Annotated in this window: 20 protein-coding genes and 1 tRNA gene; 5 read left to right on the top strand and 16 right to left on the bottom strand. The window is 70.6% G+C overall.

From position 1 onward, the window contains the following. Positions 1-46 precede the first annotated feature (46 nt). The gene (locus ACFPZJ_RS03050; protein ID WP_381016740.1) at positions 47-256 is read left to right on the top strand and encodes a hypothetical protein; all 210 of its coding nucleotides are present in this window, start codon (positions 47-49) and stop codon (positions 254-256) included. Between the two features lie 478 nt (positions 257-734). Then, positions 735-1,286: a DUF4232 domain-containing protein gene (locus tag ACFPZJ_RS03045; RefSeq protein ID WP_381016737.1), complete on the top strand. Its 552-nt coding sequence runs from the start codon at positions 735-737 to the stop codon at positions 1,284-1,286. Positions 1,287-1,575: 289 nt separating this feature from the next. Here the strand turns inward: ACFPZJ_RS03045 and ACFPZJ_RS03040 are convergent. The 4 genes from ACFPZJ_RS03040 to ACFPZJ_RS03025 form a co-directional block, all read right to left on the bottom strand. Next, positions 1,576-1,648: transfer RNA gene (locus ACFPZJ_RS03040), tRNA-His, on the bottom strand. Between the two features lie 109 nt (positions 1,649-1,757). Beyond that, a complete protein-coding gene (gene orn / locus ACFPZJ_RS03035) occupies positions 1,758-2,366 on the bottom strand; it encodes an oligoribonuclease (protein WP_381016734.1) in 609 nt (202 codons plus the stop codon). Between the two features lie 238 nt (positions 2,367-2,604). Further along, positions 2,605-3,915 carry a helix-turn-helix domain-containing protein gene (locus ACFPZJ_RS03030; RefSeq protein ID WP_381016731.1) on the bottom strand — a complete coding sequence of 437 codons (1,311 nt, stop codon included), beginning with the start codon at positions 3,913-3,915 and terminating at the stop codon, positions 2,605-2,607. Positions 3,916-4,292: 377 nt separating this feature from the next. Beyond that, on the bottom strand, positions 4,293-4,625 hold the full coding sequence (locus tag ACFPZJ_RS03025) for a hypothetical protein (RefSeq protein ID WP_381016728.1): 333 nt from the start codon (positions 4,623-4,625) through the stop codon (positions 4,293-4,295). Between the two features lie 315 nt (positions 4,626-4,940). Between ACFPZJ_RS03025 and ACFPZJ_RS03020 the strand changes: the two genes are divergently transcribed. Next, positions 4,941-5,468, top strand: a complete 528-nt coding sequence (locus ACFPZJ_RS03020) for a universal stress protein (RefSeq protein ID WP_381016726.1) — start codon at positions 4,941-4,943, stop codon at positions 5,466-5,468. Positions 5,469-5,593: 125 nt separating this feature from the next. Beyond that, positions 5,594-6,154, top strand: coding sequence for a GPR1/FUN34/YaaH family transporter (locus tag ACFPZJ_RS03015; RefSeq protein ID WP_381016723.1), 561 nt, complete (start codon positions 5,594-5,596; stop codon positions 6,152-6,154). A 107-nt stretch (positions 6,155-6,261) separates the two neighbouring features. Here the strand turns inward: ACFPZJ_RS03015 and glmS are convergent, their stop codons facing one another. From glmS to ACFPZJ_RS03000, 3 genes are all read right to left on the bottom strand, one after another. Then, positions 6,262-8,079 carry a glutamine--fructose-6-phosphate transaminase (isomerizing) gene (glmS, locus tag ACFPZJ_RS03010; protein WP_381016720.1) on the bottom strand — a complete coding sequence of 606 codons (1,818 nt, stop codon included), beginning with the start codon at positions 8,077-8,079 and terminating at the stop codon, positions 6,262-6,264. 12 nt (positions 8,080-8,091) lie between these two features. Then, positions 8,092-8,349 (bottom strand): hypothetical protein, encoded by a 258-nt coding sequence (locus ACFPZJ_RS03005; protein WP_381016718.1) that lies wholly within the window; start codon positions 8,347-8,349, stop codon positions 8,092-8,094. A gap of 94 nt (positions 8,350-8,443) precedes the next feature. Beyond that, positions 8,444-9,328, bottom strand: a complete 885-nt coding sequence (locus ACFPZJ_RS03000) for a DUF4429 domain-containing protein (RefSeq protein ID WP_381016715.1) — start codon at positions 9,326-9,328, stop codon at positions 8,444-8,446. Positions 9,329-9,390: 62 nt separating this feature from the next. Between ACFPZJ_RS03000 and ACFPZJ_RS02995 the strand changes: the two genes are divergently transcribed. Continuing rightward, the gene (locus ACFPZJ_RS02995; RefSeq protein WP_381016712.1) at positions 9,391-11,004 is read left to right on the top strand and encodes a beta-N-acetylhexosaminidase; all 1,614 of its coding nucleotides are present in this window, start codon (positions 9,391-9,393) and stop codon (positions 11,002-11,004) included. A gap of 54 nt (positions 11,005-11,058) precedes the next feature. On the opposite strand, the gene ACFPZJ_RS02990 is transcribed toward ACFPZJ_RS02995, so the two are convergent. The 9 genes from ACFPZJ_RS02990 to ACFPZJ_RS02950 form a co-directional block, all read right to left on the bottom strand. Next, on the bottom strand, positions 11,059-12,828 hold the full coding sequence (locus tag ACFPZJ_RS02990; protein ID WP_381016709.1) for an IucA/IucC family protein: 1,770 nt from the start codon (positions 12,826-12,828) through the stop codon (positions 11,059-11,061). Continuing rightward, on the bottom strand, positions 12,825-13,373 hold the full coding sequence (locus tag ACFPZJ_RS02985; protein WP_381016706.1) for a GNAT family N-acetyltransferase: 549 nt from the start codon (positions 13,371-13,373) through the stop codon (positions 12,825-12,827). Before ACFPZJ_RS02985 ends, ACFPZJ_RS02990 begins: the two co-directional genes overlap by 4 nt. Then, positions 13,370-14,647: a lysine N(6)-hydroxylase/L-ornithine N(5)-oxygenase family protein gene (locus ACFPZJ_RS02980; protein ID WP_461096437.1), complete on the bottom strand. Its 1,278-nt coding sequence runs from the start codon at positions 14,645-14,647 to the stop codon at positions 13,370-13,372. Before ACFPZJ_RS02980 ends, ACFPZJ_RS02985 begins: the two co-directional genes overlap by 4 nt. Then, positions 14,631-16,073, bottom strand: coding sequence for a lysine decarboxylase DesA (gene desA / locus ACFPZJ_RS02975; RefSeq protein WP_381016703.1), 1,443 nt, complete (start codon positions 16,071-16,073; stop codon positions 14,631-14,633). Before desA ends, ACFPZJ_RS02980 begins: the two co-directional genes overlap by 17 nt. Before the next feature lie 167 nt (positions 16,074-16,240). Beyond that, on the bottom strand, positions 16,241-17,104 hold the full coding sequence (locus ACFPZJ_RS02970; protein WP_381016700.1) for a siderophore-interacting protein: 864 nt from the start codon (positions 17,102-17,104) through the stop codon (positions 16,241-16,243). A 50-nt stretch (positions 17,105-17,154) separates the two neighbouring features. Further along, positions 17,155-18,204, bottom strand: a complete 1,050-nt coding sequence (locus ACFPZJ_RS02965) for an ABC transporter substrate-binding protein (RefSeq protein ID WP_381016697.1) — start codon at positions 18,202-18,204, stop codon at positions 17,155-17,157. Between the two features lie 283 nt (positions 18,205-18,487). Continuing rightward, positions 18,488-19,648 carry an acyl-CoA dehydrogenase family protein gene (locus tag ACFPZJ_RS02960; RefSeq protein WP_381016696.1) on the bottom strand — a complete coding sequence of 387 codons (1,161 nt, stop codon included), beginning with the start codon at positions 19,646-19,648 and terminating at the stop codon, positions 18,488-18,490. 6 nt (positions 19,649-19,654) lie between these two features. Beyond that, the gene (locus ACFPZJ_RS02955) at positions 19,655-20,605 is read right to left on the bottom strand and encodes a hydroxymethylglutaryl-CoA lyase (protein WP_381016694.1); all 951 of its coding nucleotides are present in this window, start codon (positions 20,603-20,605) and stop codon (positions 19,655-19,657) included. Further along, positions 20,602-22,533: an acetyl/propionyl/methylcrotonyl-CoA carboxylase subunit alpha gene (locus ACFPZJ_RS02950; RefSeq protein ID WP_381016692.1), complete on the bottom strand. Its 1,932-nt coding sequence runs from the start codon at positions 22,531-22,533 to the stop codon at positions 20,602-20,604. Before ACFPZJ_RS02950 ends, ACFPZJ_RS02955 begins: the two co-directional genes overlap by 4 nt. Positions 22,534-22,541 lie beyond the last annotated feature (8 nt).

Below are 22,541 nucleotides of genomic sequence, written 5' to 3'. Positions count from 1 at the left end.
GGGAGACGAGGAACGGGCCTGGCGGGGTACGGCGGAACAGCTCGCGGTGGTGGAACGTGCCACGCGCGCCGCTCAGGAGGAACGGTTCGACTCACGGGACTTGGCGGCGGTCTGGCGGGCGGTGACCCCGGGGAGGTGGCTCGGCGCCCTGGGGACGAACCGGCCCAGGCCGAACGGGGGCACGGTGCCGTGGCAGGACGGCGCCGACCCCGAGGAGTTGGAGCGGTACGTCCGTGACGCGGCCGGCACCGTCTGACACCCGGCACCTGCCGTATCGGCGGCGTCGTCGACACGCGCCTGCGGATGCGCGGCGTCACCGGGCTGCGGCTGGCCGGACCCGTCCGTCATGCCTGTCATCAGCCGCGGCCACCCGCAGGACGTCGTGGTGTCCGTCGCCGAGTGCGCCGCCGATCTGATCCGTCAGGGCGGGTAAGCGGTGTCCGTCCCCCGGCCGCCGTGCCCGCCCGCCGTCCCGTGCGGCGTTCCAGGGACCTGACGTTCTCCCAGGTCACGGGCGGTTCCTACGTTCCAGCGTCCCGGAAATCCGGCAGAAGTGGCTCCTGGGACAGCGTGTGGCACAGGCTTGAGCCGTTCGAACACGCCGCCGACCCGCCAACACGGCGAGGGACGCGCTCAGTTCGCCTTCACCACGAAACGACTCGCTCCGGCGGGACCGAGCGAGAACCCAAAAACGGAATATCACCTTCCGAAACGTCACAGAGAGAAGCCACATCATGCGTATCGCCCACCGCGTCACCACCCGTGCGGCCGCCTCCTCCATGGTCGTCGCCGCCCTGGCGCTCGTCGGCGTCCAGGCCGCCGCGCAGACGGCCTCGGCTGCGCCGAAGAAGACGGCCGTCGTCACCACTCCCTGCACCACGGCCAACACCAAGCTGACCGTCAGCGAGGTGTCCCGCCCGATCAACCACCTGCTGCTGACGGCCACCAACACCAGCACCAAGCCGTGCAACGCCTACGGCGCGCCGTACCTCGGCTTCGGCGCCAACGCCCAGGCGGCCGTCCCGTGGCTGGAGGACAGCCAGCCCCAGGCCGTGGTCACACTCGCCCCCGGCGAGTCCGCTTACGCCGGCATCGGGACGTACAGCCCGGACGGCGGTAAGGGCACCACCCACAAGACGCTGGACGTGGTCTTCGCCGGCAGGGCGATGGACGGCTCCACCGGCAAGCCCCAGACCCTGAAGCTTCCGAACGGCGGCACCTACGTCAACAGCTCCGCCTTCGTCACCTACTGGCAGGACGACGTGGCCGACGCCCTCTACTGGTGAGCCACCGGCCGCCCGCGGCACCGCCCCTGACCCGGTGGTGCCGCGGGCGGCGCCGACGCCGAGGCGTTCGCCGGGTGCTGTGCGCGCAGCACGGCAAGCCGCTGCTGCGATAGGCGGCCCGGCTGCTTTGGGTGACCGGCCCAGGGCCGAGCACATCCTGCGGGAGGGCGTGCGCCATGGGTGGAAGGGAGAGCCCTTCTCGAAGATCCCGGGTGGCCATCGGTGTGGCCACGAAGAGAACGAGAGAGGCCGATGACCCATTACCCAGGTCATCGGCCTCTCTACGGAGGGTGAGTGACGGGACTCGAACCCGCGGCATCCTGGACCACAACCAGGTGCTCTACCAGCTGAGCTACACCCACCATGGCCGGCGTGGGAATCAGTCGCTTCCCCGACCGGCCGAGAAAAAGTGTACAGGGTCCGAAGGGGTGCTCGCGCCCGGCTTTCGCGGCGCCCCTCCGAGAGGCCCTGTCACGCCTGCTGAGCGGGCAGGACGTGCTTCGCGGCGATCGTCCTGGCGGTGTCGGAGTCGGGGCCGGGCTGCGGGACGAAGATGGCCTCGCGGTAGTAGCGCAGTTCGGCGATGGACTCGCGGATGTCGGCGAGGGCGCGGTGGTTGCCGTTCTTCTCGGGGCTGTTGAAGTACGCGCGCGGGTACCAGCGGCGGGCCAGCTCCTTGATCGAGGAGACGTCGACGATCCGGTAGTGGAGGTAGTCCTCCAGCGTCGGCATGTCGCGCAGCAGGAAGCCGCGGTCCGTGCCGACCGAGTTGCCGCACAGCGGGGCCTTGCCGGGTTCCTTGACGTACTCCTTCACGTACGCCAGGACCTGCTCCTCGGCGTCCTTCAGGGTCGTGCCGTTCGGGAGCTCCGAGAGCAGCCCGGACGCGGTGTGCATCTGACGCACCACCTCCGGCATCGTCTCCAGGGCCGAGTCCGGCGGACGGATGACGATGTCCACGCCCTCGCCGAGCACGTTCAGCTCGGAGTCGGTGACGAGGGCGGCCACCTCGATGAGCGCGTCGTCGGACAGCGAGAGGCCGGTCATCTCGCAGTCGATCCACACCATGCGATCGTTCATGCGTCCAACCCTACGGCGCGCCGCCACGCGCTGAGCCCGTCGTGCGCGGTCGCGGTGCCCGGCGGTGAGCGGGGTGCGGCGGACACGGTGAGCGTGTCAGGGACGCCGGGAGGGCAGGTGGGGGCCGCACGGTCAGGACGATCGAGCGTGCTGGGCCAGACTGATCTCGCCACGCGGGCCGATCAGTCCTGGCCGACGAACGGGCCGGGGGCGTCACCCCCGGCCCGTCGCCGTCACGTCATGTTCCGCTGCGTTGGCCCGGCAAACTCGCCCGGCTGTGGAGGTACGCCTCGCGGCCGTGGTCCGACGACGCCGAGGCGGACAGCGGCGCCGACGAGCCGACGGCGCTCGCCGCCGTACGGCGGGACTGCATCGGCACCGGGCTCTCCGGGTGCGAGGCGGCGGCGGGCGACTGGCCCGGCTGACCCGCGTGTCCCTGCTGGCCCGCGTGCCCCCCGCCCGGCTGGCCCTGCTGCCCGGCCGGTCCCGACGTGGCCGGCGAGCCGTCGGTGTCCTGCGGCCGCTCGCCCTGGGGGCGCCGGGCGCGGTACGCCGCCCGGTACGCGGCCGGGGAGGAGCCCAGCTGGCGGCGGAAGTGGCCGCGCAGCGCCACCGGGGAGCGGAAGCCGCAGCGGCCCGCCACCTCGTCCACCGAGTAGTCCGACGTCTCCAGCAGCCGCTGCGCCTGCAGCACCCGCTGTGTGATCAGCCACTGCAGCGGCGCGCTGCCGGTCAGCGAACGGAAGCGGCGGTCGAACGTACGCCGGCTCATGTACGCGCGTGCCGCCAGCGTCTCCACGTCGAACTGCTCGTGGAGGTGCTCCAGCGCCCAGGCGACGACCTCGGCGAGCGGGTCGGCGCCGATCTCCTCGGGTAAAGACCTGTCGAGGTAGCGCTCCTGGCCTCCCGACCGGCGCGGCGGGACCACCAGACGGCGGGCCAGGGCCCCTGCCGCCTCGTTGCCGTGGTCCGTGCGCACGATGTGCAGGCACAGGTCGATGCCGGCCGCCGTGCCCGCCGACGTCAGTACGTCTCCGTCGTCCACGAACAGCTCCCGTGGATCGACGTGCACCGACGGGTAGCGCTTGGCCAGCGTCGGCGCGTACATCCAGTGTGTGGTCGCGGGTCGGCCGTCCAGCAGGCCCGCCGCCGCGAGGACGAAGGCGCCCGTGCACAGCCCGACGATGCGGGCGCCCTCCTCATGGGCCCGGCGCAGTGCGTCGAGCGCGTCGTCCGGCGGTGGCGAAGTGATCGAGCGCCAGGCCGGCACGACGACCGTGCCCGCGCGCGAGATCGCTTCCAGGCCATGCGGTGCGGTGAGTTCCAGGCCCCCTGTGGTCCGCAGCGGGCCTTCCTCGCCGGCACACACCAACAGGCGGTAGCGCGGCACGCCGGCGTCCTGGCGGTCGATTCCGAACACCGACAGCGGAATGGAACTCTCGAAGATGGGGCCGCCGCTGAACAGCAGCACCGCGACGATCTCCTTGCGGCGTCGCCCGGACAGCTTCCGGGCTGCGCCTTCCGGCGCGGCAGTGGAGTCGTGGCTCATACTGCTAAGCCCCCCTCGGTGGTCGCGGCTCCTCGGTTGTGTCGCTCCTGCACGTTTCCCCTCGGTCCTGCACGAGTCCCCCGCCGTAGACAGTCAAGATCGAATCTACTGTGTCGCGTCGCGCCGAGGTGGCCGGTTCGGCACTCGGCGCATTGTCGACTTGGCAACTTGGCGTGAAGCATTCGATCACGAAGCGTTGCACTCGGGGAGGGCGCAAGGAAGTGCGCCTCGTCGCGGTGGCCAATCCACGTAGGGTGCGCAGGGCCCCTGAGGCCCTTTCCGTGCAGGTGGAACGGGGGGTGCGGGGTGGTGACGGCGGGGGATGCACGAGAACCAGAAGTTGGCTGAAAACCGGCGTTCGTGTGCGCGGAAACCGGTCAGCCGACCGGTGTATCTCCCCCGCTGTGCCGTGCGCCCCTGTGAGCTCCCGTTCCGGTCCGCTGGTGCCGGCCCCGGTGGACCGAGCGGTCCTCGGCGAGCAGGCGGGCCGCGCCGCGCTCGGACTGCCGCAGCAGGACGCGGCAGACGCCCGTGACGGCCGCGAGACCGAGCGCTGTACCGGCGGCGCCGGCCAGGGAGCTGCCGTACCAGAGCAGGACGACCGGGACGAGCAGGCAGCTGAAGGCCGCCCAGCGCACCACGTCGGTCACGGTGTCGCGGGACGGCGTGGTCGCGCGGTCTGCCCCGGAAGGGCGACGGCGTCCGGACATGGGGGCTCCCTGTGGCGTGGCTCACGGTGTTCAACGCCCGGCCGAACCGTCGGTCACTGTGCGTCCGCAGGTCGCGGCTCCCTCCCGGGGGTGCGCGCATCCCGTGCAAACCGCTGTACAGCGCAGCAACCATTGCGTTCCGGGCGCCCCCTCGTGCATGCTCCCCTGAACCCGCCACGGAGGGTGCGCGGGCTCTGGGCGAAGGAGGCGTGCCGCCGTACCCTTGGGGGTATGGGGTTGGGAAGATGATTCCCGGACACAGCTCCGCCGCACACTGTCGTCCCACCCAACAAGGATCACAACGCCGAGACAGCCATGGCCGGTCACGAATTCTTCGAACCCGCGGACCGCAAGCGGCCGGTCGCCGACCCGACGGCGGCCGATCCCCTGGCGGCGGAAGAGCCACGCCATTCGTGCGACCCCGCCTTCAGGCACGGCGTCGTCGTCGGCTTCGACGGCTCCACCTCCAGTGAACGTGCTCTCGCGTACGCGATCGGCATGGCGCAGCGCTCCGGCTCGGGCCTGATCATCGTCCACGTGGCCAACCGGCTGCCCACCACCGTGTGGGCGGGCTGCGAGCCGCCGGTCTTCGTCGACGTCCCCGACCACCGCACCGAGGTGCTGGGGCTGGAACTCGCCTGCGCGGACTACCTCGCCGAGGTGCCGTGGATCCTGGTCGAGCGCGGCGGTGACATCTGCCACGAACTCGAAGAGGTGGGCCGGGAGTACGAGGCCGACGCGATCGTGGTCGGCTCCACCCACGGCATCGCGGGGCGCATCTTCGGCTCCGTCGCCGGGCGGCTCGCCAAGCGGGCGCAGCGCCCCGTCGTCGTCATTCCCTGAGTCTCGACCGAGCGTCAACTCCCTTGCGCCCTGCGGGAACCTACTCGTGCGTAGAGGTGTTTGTGCCCTTGTGAAGGGCATATACCGGTCACCGCACGACTGCACCTGCACGAAGGGAGCCCGCCGTGGACAAAGACGTCTCCGCGGGAAGCGGAATCACCACCGTGGCCGGTCGACTGGCCCTCGGAATCACCCTGTTGGCCTTCGGGCTGGGGCATACCGCCGTGATCGACGGTGTGTCGGCGGCTGACGCGGTGTCAGTCGCCCAGTATGTGGGCGGTATCGCCCTCTTCGTCGCCGGGCTGGTGGCGCTCCGCGAGGGTGACGCCGCCGGTGGTACGGCGTTCTCGGTGCTCGGGGCGCTGTGGTTCACCTGGGCCGTGTCGGCCGAGGCCGCCGGCCATGCGGCGGGGCTGTTCCTGCTGCTGTTCGCCCTTGTCGTGCTGTCCCTGACCGTGGCCGGTGGTGACCAGCTCGGCAGGGCGACGTACGGGCTGTTCTTCGTCTCGCTGCTGCTTCTCGCGCTGGGAAGCTTCGCCGACAACGGGAGTCTCGCCAAGGTCGGCGGCTGGTTCGCCGTGGCGGCGGGGGCCGTGGCCTGGTACGCGGCGACCGCGGCGCCGGCGCACTGGCCTACGGCGCTTCCGAGGCGTGCTGCCGGCCGGGGAGTGACGGCCACCGGCTAGTCGGCAGCCGAGCCGGGGTTCGGGCGGCCCCGGCGTGATGAGCGGACCCCCCGTGTGCGGTGGCAGCACGTGGGGGTCCGTTCCGTCGTCCGGCCTGGGACGGCGCTCTACTCCACCGTCACCGACTTGGCGAGGTTCCTCGGCTTGTCGATGTCCCGGCCGAGGGTCAGCGCCGTGTGGTAGGCGAGGAGTTGGAGCGGGATGCCCATGAGGATCGGGTCCAGTTCGTCCTCGTTCTTCGGGACGACGATGGTGTGGTCGGCCTTCTCCTGGCTCTGGTGGGCGACGGCGAGGATCTGGCCCTGGCGGGCCTTGATCTCCTCCATGGCCGCGCGGTTCTTCTCCAGCAGGTCGTCGTCGGGGACGATCGCGACCGTCGGCAGGGCCGGCTCGATCAGCGCCAGCGGACCGTGCTTGAGTTCGGAGGCCGGGTAGGCCTCGGCGTGGATGTACGAGACCTCCTTGAGCTTCAGGGAGGCCTCACGGGCCACCGGGTAGCCCCGGACGCGGCCGATGAAGAGCATCGAGCGGGCCTCGGCGAACTGCTCGGCCAGCTTCTTGATCTCCTCCTCCTGCTCCATGATCTCGGCGATCTGCCCGGGCAGCTTGCGCAGGCCCTCGATGATCCGCTTGCCGTCCCGGACGGACAGGTCACGGGTGCGGCCCAGGTGCAGGGCGAGCAGGGCGAAGGCGACCGTGGTGTTCGTGAAGCACTTGGTCGACACGACACAGACCTCGGGGCCGGCGTGCACGTAGATGCCGCCGTCGGCCTCGCGGGCGATCGCGGAGCCGACCACGTTGACCACGCCCAGCACCCGCGCGCCCTTGCGCTTCAGCTCCTGCACGGCGGCCAGCACGTCGTACGTCTCACCGGACTGGGAGACCGCGATGTACAGGGTGTCGGGGTCGACGACCGCGTTGCGGTACCGGAACTCCGAGGCCGGCTCGGCGTCCGCGGGGATGCGGGCCAGCTCCTCGATCATCTGGGCGCCGATCATGCCCGCGTGGTAGGAGGTTCCGCAGCCGAGGATCTTCACGCGGCGGATCTTGCGGGCCTCGCGGGCGTCCAGGTTCAGGCCGCCGAGGTGCACGGTGGAGAAGCGGTCGTCGATACGGCCGCGCAGTACGCGGTCCACGGCGTCGGCCTGCTCGTGGATCTCCTTGTGCATGTAGGTGTCGTGGCCGCCCATGTCGTACGAGGCGGCCTCCCACTCCACGGTGGTCGGCTCGGACGTCGTCCGGGTGCCCTCGGTGGTGTAGGTGCGGAAGTCGTCGGCCTTGAGGGTGGCCATCTCGCCGTCGTCGAGGGTGACGATCTGGCGGGTGTGGGCGACCAGGGCGGCGATGTCGGAGGCGACGAACATCTCCTTCTCGCCGATGCCGAGGACGACCGGGGAGCCGTTGCGCGCGACGACGATCCTGTCGGGGAAGTCGGCGTGCAGCACGGCGATGCCGTACGTGCCCTCGATCAGGCGGAGGGTCTCGCGGACCTTGTCCTCCAGCTTCGTCGCCTGCGAGCGGGCGATCAGGTGCGTGAGGACCTCGGTGTCGGTCTCGGAGAGGAACTCGACGCCGTCCGCCTCCAGCTTGCGGCGCAGGTCGGAGGCGTTGTCGATGATGCCGTTGTGGACGACGGCGACCTTGCCCTCGGCGTCCAGGTGCGGGTGGGCGTTGACGTCGGAGGGCGCGCCGTGGGTGGCCCAGCGGGTGTGGGCGATGCCGGTCGTGCCCTTGAAGCGCGCGGGGACCTTGGCCTCCAGGTCGCGGACCCGGCCCTTGGCCTTGACCATCTTCAGGCCCGCCGTCTTCGGGGACGTGACGACGATGCCCGCGGAGTCGTACCCGCGGTACTCCAGGCGCTGCAGCCCCTCCAGCAGCAGGGGAGCGACGTCACGCTTCCCGATGTAACCGACAATTCCGCACATGTAGATGGTCCCCTAGCCGTAAACGATGCGGCGCAGCTGGCGGAGCGTGAGCTCCGGCGGTGCCACCGCCCGGTATTTCAGGTCCGCCCCGATCCGTTCGAAGATCGTCGCGTTCACCAGGCCCTGGGCCTGGAGCTCGCGGTGGCGGCGACGGACGTACTCCTCGGTCGTCTCGTCGAAGTAGGCGAGCACGTCCTGGACCACGCGCAGCGCCTCGCCCCGGCTGAGGGGCGTGGACCGCGTCAGATGATCAACGAGTTCGTCGTGCACTCGGTAGATCCTGGGGTACCGGCGGCGCTTTCGCAAGATTCCTGCCCGATTCCGGGCAGGAGGCGCCGTCTTCAGTCGCCGATGGAGACTTCGGTCACATTCGCTTGAGGATCGCCTGCTTGGCGAGGGTGAACTCCTCGTCCGTCAGCACCCCGGTGCGGTGCAGTTCGCCGAGCTCGCGCAGCCGGCGCAGCAGCGCGTCGTGGTCGTCCTCGGCGGCGGGCGCGGCCTGCCGGGGTGCCTCCGGCTCCGGGGGGCGGGCCTCCGTGGCGGCGGTCTGGGCCGGATGCGGCAGGCGGGCCTGCACGGCGGCCGCGACGAGCGCCATCAGCGGGTCCTTCCTGAACCCCCACAGCTCCACCGCGTTGGGGTCGTACTTCGCGGGCGCCTTCGTGGGCGCGTTGCGCACGGTGAAGCGCAGGTGACCGTTCTCCAGGCCGACCGCCGGCTGCCACTCCACGGCGGTGATGTCGGCGACGGCGAGGGTGCGGGTGCCCGCGGCGGCCTTGGCGTCCTCCGTCTTCCAGTTCCACTCCAGGCGTATCCGCTCGCCGTCGAAGCTCGCGGTGCCGTCCCCGGCCGACACGGAGAGCGGTACGGCGGGGCCCGGCAGCAGGTACTCACCCACCGGCTCGGACGGCACCTCGTCCAGGAGCAGCGCGTTGCGGACCTCGTCGGTGAAGTACTCGGCGACGCCGTGGCGGTCGGACTCCACGATCAGCTGGTACGGGTCGTGGGGCTCGGTGAGCCGTCCGCCGGTCGCGTGCAGCAGCGGGTCGGCGCCGTCCCGCAGCCGTAACCGGAGCCGCCCCGCCTTCTTCCCGTGCTCGAACGATATTCCCGCCAACGCCCCCAGCGGCACGACGAGTTCGCCCAGGGTCTTGCGCAACAGGCTGACGTTCTTGTCCCGTCCGGGAGTCAGGCGCAGGGCGTCCCCGTCGAAGCTCCACGTGCCGTCCTTCTGGATGATTTCCGCCATGCGGGGATTGTTTCACTCGATCTGCGGGAGAGTGGTCTCTACCAATCCTGAAGGGAGCGCATGTGAGACGGCACCACAGAACGACTCCCCGTACGACCCGAGTTCTCGGATCGCTGCTGCTCGTCGCGGCAGCCGGTGTCTTCGCCGTCGGGGCGACACCGGCGTCACCGGCGGCACCGGACCAGCGGTCCGCGGTCCCACTGAACCGGGTGGTCCCGGCCCCCGCGTCGGTCGAGCCCGGCGGTTCCCCGTACCGCATCACGCCCGGCACGCACATCCGCGTCGACGGCTCCCGCGAGGCCCACCGCGTCGGCCGGTACCTCGCGGACCTGCTGCGCCCCTCGACCGGCTACCGCCTGCCGGTCACCGCGCACGGCCCGGGCGGCATCCGACTGCGGTTGGCAGAGGGCGACTTCGGCCCCGAGGGCTACCGGCTGGACAGCGGCCACCGGCACGTCACCATCAGCGCCGGGACCCCGGCCGGCCTCTTCCTCGGCGTGCAGACCCTGCGCCAACTCCTCCCGCCGGCCGTCGAGAAGGACTCCGTGCAGCCCGGGCCCTGGCTGGTCGCGGGCGGCACCATCACGGACACCCCGCGCTACGGCTGGCGCGGCGCCATGCTCGACGTCTCCCGCCACTTCTTCACCGTCGACCAGGTCAAGCGCTACATCGACCAGCTCGCCCTCTACAAGATCAACAAGCTGCATCTGCACCTCAGCGACGACCAGGGCTGGCGCATCGCCGTCGACTCCTGGCCGCGCCTGGCCACCCACGGCGGCTCCACCCAGGTCGGCGGCGGCCCCGGCGGCTACTACACCAAGGACCAGTACAAGGAGATCGTGCGGTACGCCGCCTCCCGGTACCTGGAGGTCGTCCCCGAGATCGACATGCCGGGCCACACCAACGCGGCCCTCGCCTCCTACGCCGAGCTCAACTGCGACGGCGTGGCGCCCCCGCTCTACACCGGCACCGACGTGGGCTTCAGCTCGCTGTGCGTCTCCAAGGAGATCACGTACGACTTCGTCGACGACGTCATCCGTGAAGTCGCGGCCCTCACCCCCGGACGCCACCTGCACATCGGCGGCGACGAGGCGCACTCCACCAGCCACGCCGACTACGTGAGGTTCATGGACCGGGTGCAGCCGATCGTCGCCGAGTACGGCAAGACGGTCGTCGGCTGGCACCAGCTGACCGGCGCCACCCCGGCCAAGGGCGCGCTCGCCCAGTACTGGGGCCTGGACGGCACGAGCCCCGAGGAGAAGGCACAGGTGGCGAAGGCCGCCCAGAGCGGGACGGGACTCGTCCTGTCCCCGGCCGACCGGATCTACCTGGACATGAAGTACACCAAGGACACCCCGCTCGGCCTGTCCTGGGCCGGATACGTCGAGGTCCAACGGTCCTACGACTGGGATCCGGGCGCCTATCTGCCGGGCGTACCCGCCTCGGCGATCCGGGGCGTGGAGGCCCCGCTGTGGACGGAGACCGTCGAGAACCCCGCCCACATCGACTACATGGCCTTCCCGAGGCTGCCGGGCGTCGCCGAACTCGGCTGGTCGCCGGCGGCCACGCACGACTGGGAGGACTACCGGGTGCGGCTCGCGGCCCAGGGGCCCAGATGGGACGCCCTGGGCATCGGCTACTACCGCTCGCCGCAGGTGCCCTGGCCCGCACGGTGATGCTGACGGGCACCCCGGTGGACCGTACACCGGGGTGCCCGCCTGTTCCGGGGGTCAGAACCGCGCGAGCGGGTTCTCCAGGGTGCCGATCAGCTGGAGGGCGCCGGAGGGGTCGGCCAGGTCCACCATCTGCCGGTTGTCACGCAGCTGGAGGCGGTTGAGGCAGGACAGCGCGAACTCGGGGGCGAACAGGTCGTACTGCTTGAACTTGTCGGCGAGTTCGGGCACCGACTCCTGGTACTCGCGGGTCACCTCGGCGACCGCGCGCCAGAAGCCGTCCTCCTCCAGGATCCCCTCGGTGGCGAGGTTCGCGGCGAGGAAGCGGAAGAAGCAGTCGAAGACGTCCGTGAAGATCGACAGGAGCTTCTTGTCCTCCGGGACCTCGACGCGGATCCGCGCGACCTCGGGCGGCAGCGCCGCGTCCGGGTCCATGACCGCGATCTCCTCGGCGATGTCCTTGTAGATCGCCCGCCGCACGATTCCGTCCTCCAGGACGAGGATGACGTTCTCGCCGTGCGGCATGAAGACCAGGTCGTAGGCGTAGAAGCTGTGCAGCAGCGGGGTGTAGTACGCCCGCAGGTAGTGCCGCAGCCACTCCGTCGGCGTCAGGCCCGACCGCTCGATCAGCGCGCCCGCGAAGGACGCGCCCTCGTGGTCCACGTGCACGAGAGCGGCCATGGTGGCGAGCTGCTCGCCTTCCCGGAGGGTGGGCACCGGGCTCTCCCGCCACAGCGCGGCGAGCATCTTGCGGTACGGCGAGTACCGGTCCGTCGCCTGCTCGTACTCCAGGTGCCGGTAGCCGACCGCCGCCCGCTCCCGGATGATCGACAGGCCCGTCGACTTCAGCACCGGATCGCCCTCGATGAGCTGGGCCAGCCAGTCGTTGATCGCCGGGGTCGCCTCCATGTAGGCGGCGGACAGCCCACGCATGAAGCCCATGTTGAGGACCGACAGGGCGGTCTTGACGTAGTGCTTCTCGGGGTGGGACCGGTTGAAGAACGTCCGGATGGACTGCTGGGCCAGGTACTCGTCGTCGCCCTCGCCCAGGCACACCAGGTGCCTGCGGGCCACCTCGGCGGCGAAGGTGACGGTGAGCTTGTTCCACCACTGCCAGGGGTGGACGGGGATGAGGAGGTAGTCGGCCGGGTCGAGACCCTGGCCGGTGAGCTCGCGGTGGAAGCGCTCGACCGTCTCCTCGCCCAGTTCCTGCCGCAGGAAGGACTCGTACTCGATGCCGACACCGGCGGTGAAGGCGGCCCGGGAGCGGTGCGCGGCCAGCCAGACCAGGCGGACCGGGCTCGCCGTCTCCGGCGCGTACGACAGGTACTCGTGGATGCCGAAGCCGAGCCGGCCGTTGTTGGCGACGAAGCAGGGGTGGCCCTCGGTCATGCCGGTCTCGACGGCCTGGAAGTCGCCGCGCGCGAGCTCCGCCGAGCTGACCTCCGGCTTGGCGAGCTTGTAGCAGGTGCCGGAGAGGGTGGAGGAGATCTCCTCCAGGTAGACCGGCAGGATCTCGTCGCTCAGCCCGAGCGAGGTGCGCAGCTCGATGAAGAAGTCCAGGGCCGCGAGGGGCAGTGCGGCGCCGTCACGGTTCCGGGTGATCGAGCCGGCGTCCACCTGCCAGTGGTCCAGGGCACGGCGGACCGCGGTGAAACGGTAGGACGTCAGGCCGTCGTCGCTGCGGACGACGTACTCCTCCCCGTCCCGCTCCGGAGTGATCAGCCGCTCGTGCGCGAACTCGGCGAGGGCCTTGCGGACCAGGAGGCGGTTGGCCTGCTCCCAGCGCTCGGGGGAGAGGTGGGCCACGGCGTCGGACAGGGTCATATCGCCACTCCTCGGGCAGCCATGAACTGCTCACGCGTGCAGAAGCTGAGCAGCGCGCGCTTCTCCGGCTTGTCGATCTCACGCACGGGCACGAAGCCGACGGCCTCGTTCAGCGCGTGCACCGCCTTGTTGCTCACGTCGGGCTCCACCACGACCCGCCGCGTGCGCGGGTCCGCGAACAGCTCCTCCATCACGGCGGTGATGACGGCCTTGGTGAACCCGTGGACGGGCCGGTCCGTCGGCGCGACCAGGAAGTGCATGCCGACGTCGCCTGGCTCGGGTTCGTACAGGCCGACCAGCTCGACGTACCGCGGGTCGTACTTCTCCATCAGGAACGCCGGCTCGCCGTCGTGCAGGCCCAGGTAGGCGTGGTGGTGCTCGTGGGCCGCGATCCTCATGTACTCGCGCTCGACGTCCTGCAGTTTCGCGTCCTGCATCATCCAGAAGGCCGCCTTGGGGTGGGTGACCCAGCCGTGCAGCAGCTCGGCGTCCTTGAGGGGGTCGAGGGGGCGCAGGGTGAGAGCGCCGATGGCGTTGCCGCTCATGTGCCGAACTCCTGGAAGGCGATCGTCTTCTCGACCGGGTAGTACTCGCTGCCCAGCAGCTCGCGGATGATGTACGCGTTCCGGTACGCGCCCATGCCCAGGTCGGGGGAGGTGATGCTGTGCGTGTGGACGCCCGCGTTCTGCAGGAACACGCCCCGGCCGGTGACGTCGACGGCGTAGTTGCGCGCCACGTCGAAGTTGCCCTGGGAGTCGTAGCGCAGCCGGTCGCGGATCGGCTTGAGGAACTCCGGCTCGACGTACCGGTAGCCGGTGGCGAGGATCAGGCCCTCGGAGGTCAGCTCGAAGTCCTTCTCCTGCTCCTCCTGCCGGAAGCCGAGCGTGTACGTGCCGTTCTCGTACGCCGCGCTGGTCAGCGCCGAGTTCGTGAGCAGGCGGGTGGGGACCGGGCCGCCGAGGTTCTTCTGGTACAGCAGGTCGAAGATTTCGTTGATCAGCTCGCCGTCGATGCCCTTGAACAGGCCCTTCTGCTCGGCGGTGAGGCGGTAGCGGGTCCGCTCGGGGAGCGCGTGGTAGTAGTCGATGTACTCCGGGCTCGTCATCTCCAGCGTGAGCTTGGTGTACTCCAGCGGGAAGAAGCGCGGGGAGCGGGTGACCCAGTTCAGCCGGTAGCCGTGGACGTCGATCTCGCTGAGCAGGTCGTGGTAGATCTCGGCGGCGGACTGGCCGCTGCCGACCAGCGTGATCGACCGCTTCTTCTGCAGCTCCGCCTTGTGCTGGAGGTAGCGGGAGTTGTGGATGAAGTCGCCGCCCAGGCCCTGGCAGGCCTCGGGGATGTGGGGCGGGGTGCCGGTGCCGAGGACGAGGTGGCGGGCTCGGAGCTCCTCGCCGGCCGCGGTCCGCACGACGTACAGGCCGTCCTCGTACCGGACTTCCGTGACCGTGGTGTCGAAGCGGACGCTGCTCAGCTTGTGCGCGGCCCAGCGGCAGTAGTCGTCGTACTCGACCCGCAGCGGGTAGAAGTTCTCCCGGATGTAGAACGAGTACAGCCGGCCCTTCTCCTTCAGGTAGTTGAGGAAGGAGTAGGGGGACGTCGGGTCGGCGAGGGTGACCAGGTCCGACATGAACGGGGTCTGGAGGTGGGCGCCGTCGAGGAACATCCCGGCGTGCCACTCGAAGTCCGGCTTGGACTCCAGGAAGACGCCGTTCAGTTCGGCGATCGGCTCGGTCAGGCAGGCCAGTCCGAGGTTGAAGGGGCCGAGCCCGATCCCCACGAAGTCGTAGGTCGTGTCCGTGGATTCAGCAAGCGCGGTCAAGGGACTCTCCCAGGTACTGCTCGGCGTGGCCGGCGATCAGGTCGAGGACGGCGGCGATGTCGGACGCCTTCGTCTCGGGGTTGAGCAGGGTGAACTTCAGGTAGTGACGACCGTCGACCTTGGTGCCCGCGACGATCGCGTCGCCCGAGGCGAACAGGGCCTTGCGGGCGTAGAGGTTGGCGCGGTCGATCTCGGCCGGGTCGGTGACGGAGGCCGGGATGTAGCGGAAGACGAGGGTGGACAGGGCCGGCTCGACGACCACGTCGAAGCGCGGGTCGGCGGCGAGCAGCTTCCAGCCCTCCTGGGCCAGCTCGCACACCTCGTCGAAGAGCTGCCCGATGCCGTCGGCGCCCATCACCCGCAGCGTCATCCACAGCTTGAGCGCGTCGAAGCGGCGGGTGGTCTGCAGGGACTTGTCCACCTGGTTGGGGATGCGCTCCTGCACCATGCGGCGCGGGTTGAGGTACTCGGCGTGGTAGGTGGCGTGGCGCAGGGTGGCGGCGTCCCGCACCAGTACGGCTGAGGAACTCACCGGCTGGAAGAAGGACTTGTGGTAGTCGACGGTGACGGAGTCGGCGCGCTCGATGCCGTCGATGCGGTCCCGGTACTTCAGCGAGGCGAGCAGACCGCAGCCGTAGGCGGCGTCGACGTGCATCCACACGCCGTACTGCTCGCACAGCTCGGCGATCTCCGGCATCGGGTCGATGGAGCCGAAGTCGGTGGTGCCGGCGGTGGCGACGACGGCCATGGGGACCAGGCCGTCCTGGGTGCAGCGCTCCAGCTCGCGGGCGAGCGCGACGGTCTGCATCCGCCTGTCGGGGCCGACGGGGATGGAGACGACCGAGTCCGGCCCCAGCCCGAGGAGTTTCGCCGACTTCTTCACGCTGAAGTGGCTGACCTCGGAGGAGAAGACGCGCAGTTTCGCCAGGTCCTCCGTCTTGGCCTCCTCGCGGGCCAGCAGCAGCGCCTGGAGGTTGGACTGCGTGCCGCCGGAGGTGAACACGCCGTCGGCGGCCGGGCCGAGGCCGATGCGGCCGGCCGTCCAGTCGATCAGTTTCCGCTCGATGAGGGTGCCGCCGGCCGACTGGTCCCAGGTGTCCAGGGAGGAGTTGACGGCGGACAGGACGGCCTCGCCGAGCACCGCCGGGATGACTACTGGGCAGTTGAGGTGGGCCAGGTAGCGGGGGTGGTGGAAGTAGATGGCGTCCCGGAGGTAGACGTCCTCCAGTTCGTCGAGGACGGCCGTCGTGTCGTGCAGCGGCTGGTCGAGGTCGATCCGCTCGATGCGGGGGGCGAGCGCATCGACCGTGACGCCGGTGAACGGCCGGTAGGTGGTGGCGAGTTTGGCGGCCACCCGCTCGACTCCGTCGGTCACGGAGCGGCGGTACTGCTCCGCGGTGGTGTCGTTGAGCAGGTGCGAGCGCATGTGGGGGTCCTCCGGTGGGGACAGTCCGGTACGGGACGGAAGCGGGGCCGGAACCCCGAGTTCCACTTAGGTTAGCCTAACCTAAGTCTCATTCCGCAGGCCCGGCCCCTGCCGTGATGGTGATCACTCCCGGACCGGCAGCGCCTCGGCGCCATGTCGCGGCAGGATCAGCCCTGTTCGCGCAGTTGCTCCTCCGTCAGGCCGCGGCGCCAGTAGCCCACGAACGTGACCCGCCTGCGGTCGATGCCGCGCTCGCCCACGAAGTGCCGGCGCAGCAGCTTCACACAGCCGGACTCACCCGCGATCCAGACGTACGGCCTGTCCGCGGGCGGGAGTTCGGCGGCGCGCAGCGTGTCGAGGGCCAGGGGGGTGCCCGCAGGCCCCTGCGCGCGGTGCTCGTCCCGCAGCAGCCAGGTGATCTCGGCGTGGGCCTCGGTGCTGAGGTCCTGCATGTCCCCGGCGTGCGGCACCTCCAGCCAGACCCGGGCACGGGTACCGGCCGGCAGTGACTCGACGATGGCCGAGACGGCCGGTACGGCGGTCTCGTCGCCCCACAGGACCACCAGGTCGGTGTCCTCGGGCGGCCGGAACCGGATCGCCCGGTTGTCCGCGACGGCCGGCCCGAGCACCAGGACCCGGTCGCCGGCGGCGGCTCCGGCGGCCCACCGGGAGGCGGGCCCCGCCTGGACCCCGGCACCCGGCTCCACGCCGTGCAGCGCGAAGTCGATGTCGATCTCGTCGGGGTCGCGCCGGAGGGCCCGGAGCGTGTACGACCGCATCACGGCCCGTACGTCGTCCGGGAGTTCGCGCCATCCCTGCCACCACCCGTCGCCCAGTTCGAGCGGCACCACGGGTTCCGGCTGCCCGGGGTGCGGCAGGAACAGCGACAGGGACTGGTCACGCCCGTCGGAGTGGAAGGCGTGCAGATCGGCACCGGTGAAGGTGACCCGGACGAGGGACGGGCCGAGCCGCCTCGTCCGTACGACCTGGAGGGAGAAGAAACGGAACGGGGCGGCCACGGCCGTCGTCATGGGGACTCCTGATGGCTGGTCAGGGGGGCTGTGGGGGTGTCGCGCGGGTGTCAGCCGACCTTCTTGGCCGTCTCGATGGCCTTGGCGAGGTTCTCCACCAGCGGGACGCACTTGTCGTACGACAGGATCGGCTCCGGGGAGCGCGGGATGACCTGGCCGGCCTTGACCGCGGGCAGCTTCTTCCAGGTCGCCTCGGTGATGTCGGCGGGCTGGATGGTCGAGGAGCGGTCGTCCATCATGATGATGTCGGCCGCGTACTTGTCGACGTTCTCCCAGCTCAGCGACTCGAACCAGCCGCCGGTCTTCGCCTTGGCCTTCTCGGAGGGCTCGACGAAGTTCACGCCGAGGGCCTTGAAGTACTCCAGGTCGACGGAGAGGTTGGTGCCGGAGACGTAGAACAGCTCCTGGCTCGCGGAACCGGCCATCACCTTGATGTCGGGGTGCGCCTTGGCGGCCTTGCGCAGCCGCTCGGAGGCCTCCTCGAAACGCTTCTTCGCCTCGGTGACCTTGGCGGCCGTCATGTCCCCGCCGAGCGACTCGGCGAGCTGCCACATGCGCTGCAGGGGCTGGGTCAGCTGGCGGTCGTAGACGGAGATGCCGACGCTCGGCGCGAGCTTGGCGATCTTGTCCTTGGACGTCTCAGGGACGTACCACAGCGTGCCGGCGTCGTCGAACATCGTGGAGATCAGCACGTCGGGCGCGAGGGCCGCGTACTTCTCGACGTTGAACTGGTCCCAGGCGTTGCCGAGGACGGTCACCTTGCTGACGTCCATGTCGCCGGCCTGGACGTCGGGCTTGCCGTCGGCCGTCTTGGTCGGGCCGAAGACTCCCTTGACCTGGACGCCGTAGTCATAGAGGGCGGCGGCCACACCGGTGAAGGCGACGATGTTCGCGGGAACCTTGTCGAGCTTCACGGTCGTGCCGCGGTCGTCCTTGAAGGACCAGGGACCGGACTTCGACTTGCCCGCCGCCGTCGAGTCCGAGCCGCCGTCCTTCGAGTCGCTGCCGCCGCAGGCGGTCACGAGGGCGCCCAGACCGAGGGCGCCACCGGTGGCGAGAAAGCCGCGACGGGAGAAGCGGGCGGTTCTGGCGTTCGACATGGGTGGATCTGCTTTCATGCGTACGGAGCCACAGCGTGCACACCTGACGGGCCACTTGGCTGGAATCAGGCTTAGGTTAGCCTAACCTCAGATCTTGTCCAGGGGGTGCCCGGTCTGCGATGCCCCGGTGAAGGGTCTGCGACGCCCTCAGGGACGGTGACCCGCGTCACGACCAGCGGGGGCCACGGGGAACGCCGGTATGCCGAGTCGGGCCGGGCGGTGCCGAGTTGCGGCGGTACTCCCGCTCGCGCCTCGGCTCGACCCGGCCCTCCACGTCCTCCGGTCAGCTCACCAGCCCCAACTCCCGCGCGATCAGCATCCGCTGCACCTCGCTCGTGCCCTCCCCGATCTCCAGGATCTTGGAGTCCCGCCACATGCGGGCCACCGGGTACTCGTTCATGAAGCCGTAGCCGCCGTGGATCTGGGTGGCGTCCCGGGCGTTGTCGACCGCGATCGTCGACGAGTAGAGCTTCGCCAGGGCCGCCTCCTTCTTGAAGGGCTCGCCTGCCACCAGGCGGCTCGCCGCGTCGCGCCAGGCCAGGCGGGCCGTGTGGGCCTTCATCTCCATGTCGGCGATCTTGAACTGGATCGCCTGGTTGGCGCCGATCGGCTTGCCGAAGGCGTGGCGTTCCTTCGCGTACCTGACCGATTCGTCGACGCAGCCCTGCGCCAGGCCCGTCGCGAGCGCCGCGATGGCGATGCGGCCCTCGTCGAGGATGCGGAGGAACTGGGCGTAGCCGCGGCCCTCCTCGCCGAGCAGATTCGCCGCCGGGACGCGGACGTCCGAGAAGGAGAGTTCGCGGGTGTCGGAGGCGTTCCAGCCGACCTTGGAGTAGGGGGCGGCGACCGTGAAGCCGGGGGTGCCCGACGGGACGATGATCGCCGAGATCTCCGGGCGGCCGTCCGGCTTGCGGCCCGTCACCGCCGTGACCGTCACCAGGCCCGTGATGTCCGTGCCGGAGTTGGTGATGAAGCACTTGGTGCCGTTGATCACCCACTCGTCGGTCGAGGTGTCCAGGCGGGCCGTGGTGCGGGTCGCCCCGGCGTCGCTGCCGCCGTCCGGTTCCGTCAGGCCGAACGCACCCAGGATCTCGCCCGTGCACAGGCGCGGGAGCCATTGGCGCTTCTGCTCCTCCGTGCCGAACAGGTGGATCGGCATCGCGCCCAGGGAGACCCCGGCCTCCAGGGTGATGGCCACCGAGGAGTCGACCCGGGCCAGTTCCTCCAGGGCCACGCCCAGGGCCAGGTAGTCGCCGCCCATGCCGCCGTACTCCTCCGGGAACGGCAGCCCGAACAGGCCCATGCGGCCCATCTCGCGGACGATCTCGTACGGGAACTCGTGCCGCTCGTAGAAGTCCCCGATCTTGGGAGCCACGACGTCGTGCGCGAACTCCTCCACGGTGCGGCGGAGTTCTTCCAGTTCAGGGGAGAGGCGGTGGTCCATGGTCGTTCACTGCTCCTTGGTGTCCTCGTGGGACAGGGCTCGGACGGTGCGGGACGGGCTGGGCCGGCCCAGCTGTTCGGCCATCCACACGCTCGTGGCGACAAGACGGCCGAGGTCGACTCCGGTGTCGATGCCGAGGCCGCGCAGCATCCACACCAGGTCTTCGGTGGCGAGGTTTCCGGTCGCCGACTTCGCGTACGGGCAGCCGCCGAGGCCGCCGGCCGAGGCGTCGACCGTGGTCACGCCGTACCGCAGGGCGGCCAGGGTGTTGGCCAGGGCCTGCCCGTAGGTGTCGTGGAAGTGCACGCCCACCGCGGAGACCGGGACGCCGGCTTCGCCGAGCGCCGTCAGCAGGGCGGTGACATGGCCCGGGGTCGCCACGCCGATCGTGTCGCCGAGGCTCAGTTCGTCGCAGCCCATGTCCCGCAGCGCCCGGCAGACCCGGACCACCTGCGGGACCGGGACCGCGCCCTCCCACGGGTCGCCGAAGCACATCGACAGGTAGCCGCGGACGTGGACGTCGCCCTCCTTCGCCCGCGCCACCACCGGTTCGAACATGGCCAGCGCCTCGTCCACCGTGCGGTTGAGGTTGGCCTTGGCGAAGGACTCCGTCGCGCTGGCGAAGACCGCGACACGGCGGACACCCAGCGCCAGGGCGCGGTCCAGGCCCCGTTCGTTCGGGACGAGGACCGGGAGCGCCACCGGAAGATCGGAGACCATAGGGAACAGCCGCTCGGCGTCGGCCAGTTGGGGCACCCACTTCGGGTGCACGAAACTCGTCGCCTCGATCGTCGTCAGGCCCGCGTCGGCCAGGCGGCGGATGAACTCCGCCTTGACCTCCGTCGGGACGGTCGACGACTCGTTCTGCAGGCCGTCGCGCGCGCCGACCTCGTGGACGCGGACACGGGTGGGCAGTCCCGTCGCGGGGACGGTCATGGGGAGTCCGCCGACTGTCATTGCTCCGTCGCCCCCTCCGCGTCATGTGCCGCGATGACCGCCAGCACCTGGTCCATGGCGACCGTCGTGCCCGGCGCCACGTCCAGTTCGGTGACCGTGCCGGCATGCGGGGCGGAGATGACGTGCTCCATCTTCATCGCCTCCACCACCAGCAGGCTCTGCCCGGCGGTCACCTCGTCGCCGACCGCGACCTTGACGACGGTGACCGTTCCCGGCATGGGCGCCGTCAGCGAGTCCGCGCCCGCGTGCGCGGCCCGGGTCAGGGACGCGGCGACCGGGTCGTGGTCGCGTACGTGCCAGGCGTCGCCGTCGCGGCCGAGCCAGTCGGCTGCGCGGTGGAAGGTGTGGCGGACGCCGTCCAGCACGACCGACACCTCGTCGTCGGTGACGGTGTGGCTGCCGCGCGGGGCGTATGCCACCGGGTCGCCGCCGGAGGCCCGCAGGTGGAAGGTGACCGGCTTCGGCTCGCCGCCCAGCCGCCACCCGCTCGGCACCGAGAAGGGGTCGGTCCAGTCGTCGCCCCGGGGACGCAGCTCGTCGAGCCGTACGGCCGCCGCAGCCTCGTACACCTCCTGCGGTACCTCCGTGGTGACCAGGCCGTCCACCTCGCGCTCGACCAGGCCGGTGTCCAGCTCCCCGCTCACGACCGCCGGATGCGCCAGCAGCCGCCGCAGGAAACCGGCGTTGGTCCGGACGCCCAGCGTGACCGTCTCCGCGAGGGCCGCGCGCAGCTTGCGCAAGGCCGTGGCGCGGTCGGGGCCGTACGCGATGACCTTGGACAGCATCGGGTCGTACAGGCTGCCGACCTCCGCGCCCTCGCTGAGCCCGGAGTCGGTGCGCACGCCGTCGCCCTGCGGCTCGCGCAGGCTGAGGACCGTGCCGCCGGAGGGGAGGAAGCCGCGCGCCGGGTCCTCGGCGCAGATGCGGGCCTCGATCGCGTGGCCGGTGAGCCGGACGTCGTCCTGGCCGAACGGCAGCGGCTCGCCCGCCGCCACCCGCAGCTGCCACTCGACCAGGTCCAGGCCCGTGATCAGCTCGGTCACGGGGTGTTCGACCTGGAGGCGGGTGTTCATCTCCATGAAGTAGTACGAGGTCGGGTCCTCGCCGGAGACGATGAACTCCACCGTGCCCGCGCCCCGGTAGCCGCAGGAGCGGGCCGCCTGGACCGCCGCCTCGCCCATCGCCGCCCGGGTCTCCTCGTCCAGCAGGACGGACGGCGCCTCCTCGATGATCTTCTGGTGGCGGCGCTGGAGCGAGCACTCGCGCTCGCCGAGGTGGACGACGCCTCCGTGGCCGTCGGCCAGCACCTGGATCTCGATGTGCCGGGGGCGGTCGATCCACCGCTCGACGAGGAGCGTGTCGTCGCCGAAGGAGGCGCGGGCCTCGCGGCGGGCGGCGGCGATCTCCTCCTCCAGCCGGGTCAGGTCGCGCACCAGGCGCATGCCCTTGCCGCCGCCGCCCGCCGAGGGCTTCAGCAGCACGGGCGCGCCCAGCTTGCGGGCCGCCTCCGACAGATGCGGGTCGCGTCCGCCGGGGACCACGGGAACGCCGGCGGCCTGCACCGTCTCCTTGGCGCGGATCTTGTCGCCCATGAGGGCGATCGCGTCCGCGGGAGGGCCGATGAAGACCAGCCCCGCGTCGCTGCACGCGCGCGCGAAACCGGCGTTCTCGGCGAGGAAGCCGTAGCCGGGGTGGACGGCCTGGGCGCCGGTGCGGGCGGCGGCGTCCAGCAGCCGCTCCACCGACAGGTAACTCTCTGCCGCCGGTGCCGGGCCGATCCGGACCGCAGTGTCGGCCTCGCGGACGTGCCGGGCGTCGGCGTCCGCGTCGGAGAAGACGGCCACCGAGCGCACGCCCATCGACCGCAGGGTGCGGATCACGCGTACGGCGATCTCGCCGCGGTTGGCCACCAGGACTGTCTCGAACATCGTCGTCA

Source organism: Streptomyces bullii (assembly GCF_042657145.1).
Classification (GTDB): domain Bacteria; phylum Actinomycetota; class Actinomycetes; order Streptomycetales; family Streptomycetaceae; genus Streptomyces; species Streptomyces bullii.
This window is presented reverse-complemented; position numbering and strand designations above follow the sequence as displayed.

Excerpts from the sequence above, each read along its gene's own strand:
- ACFPZJ_RS02955 (WP_381016694.1), bottom strand. The coding sequence starts at position 20,605 with ATGACAGTCGGCGGACTCCCCATGACCGTCCCCGCGACGGGACTGCCC.
- ACFPZJ_RS02950 (WP_381016692.1), bottom strand. The coding sequence starts at position 22,533 with ATGTTCGAGACAGTCCTGGTGGCCAACCGCGGCGAGATCGCCGTACGC.
- ACFPZJ_RS03030 (WP_381016731.1), bottom strand. The coding sequence starts at position 3,915 with ATGAGCCACGACTCCACTGCCGCGCCGGAAGGCGCAGCCCGGAAGCTG.
- ACFPZJ_RS03025 (WP_381016728.1), bottom strand. The coding sequence starts at position 4,625 with ATGTCCGGACGCCGTCGCCCTTCCGGGGCAGACCGCGCGACCACGCCG.
- desA (WP_381016703.1), bottom strand. The coding sequence starts at position 16,073 with ATGCGCTCGCACCTGCTCAACGACACCACCGCGGAGCAGTACCGCCGC.
- ACFPZJ_RS02990 (WP_381016709.1), bottom strand. The coding sequence starts at position 12,828 with ATGACCCTGTCCGACGCCGTGGCCCACCTCTCCCCCGAGCGCTGGGAG.
- ACFPZJ_RS03045 (WP_381016737.1), top strand. The coding sequence starts at position 735 with ATGCGTATCGCCCACCGCGTCACCACCCGTGCGGCCGCCTCCTCCATG.
- ACFPZJ_RS03020 (WP_381016726.1), top strand. The coding sequence starts at position 4,941 with ATGGCCGGTCACGAATTCTTCGAACCCGCGGACCGCAAGCGGCCGGTC.
- orn (WP_381016734.1), bottom strand. The coding sequence starts at position 2,366 with ATGAACGATCGCATGGTGTGGATCGACTGCGAGATGACCGGCCTCTCG.
- ACFPZJ_RS02970 (WP_381016700.1), bottom strand. The coding sequence starts at position 17,104 with ATGACGACGGCCGTGGCCGCCCCGTTCCGTTTCTTCTCCCTCCAGGTC.
- ACFPZJ_RS02965 (WP_381016697.1), bottom strand. The coding sequence starts at position 18,204 with ATGTCGAACGCCAGAACCGCCCGCTTCTCCCGTCGCGGCTTTCTCGCC.
- ACFPZJ_RS03000 (WP_381016715.1), bottom strand. The coding sequence starts at position 9,328 with ATGGCGGAAATCATCCAGAAGGACGGCACGTGGAGCTTCGACGGGGAC.
- glmS (WP_381016720.1), bottom strand. The coding sequence starts at position 8,079 with ATGTGCGGAATTGTCGGTTACATCGGGAAGCGTGACGTCGCTCCCCTG.
- ACFPZJ_RS02960 (WP_381016696.1), bottom strand. The coding sequence starts at position 19,648 with ATGGACCACCGCCTCTCCCCTGAACTGGAAGAACTCCGCCGCACCGTG.
- ACFPZJ_RS02985 (WP_381016706.1), bottom strand. The coding sequence starts at position 13,373 with ATGAGCGGCAACGCCATCGGCGCTCTCACCCTGCGCCCCCTCGACCCC.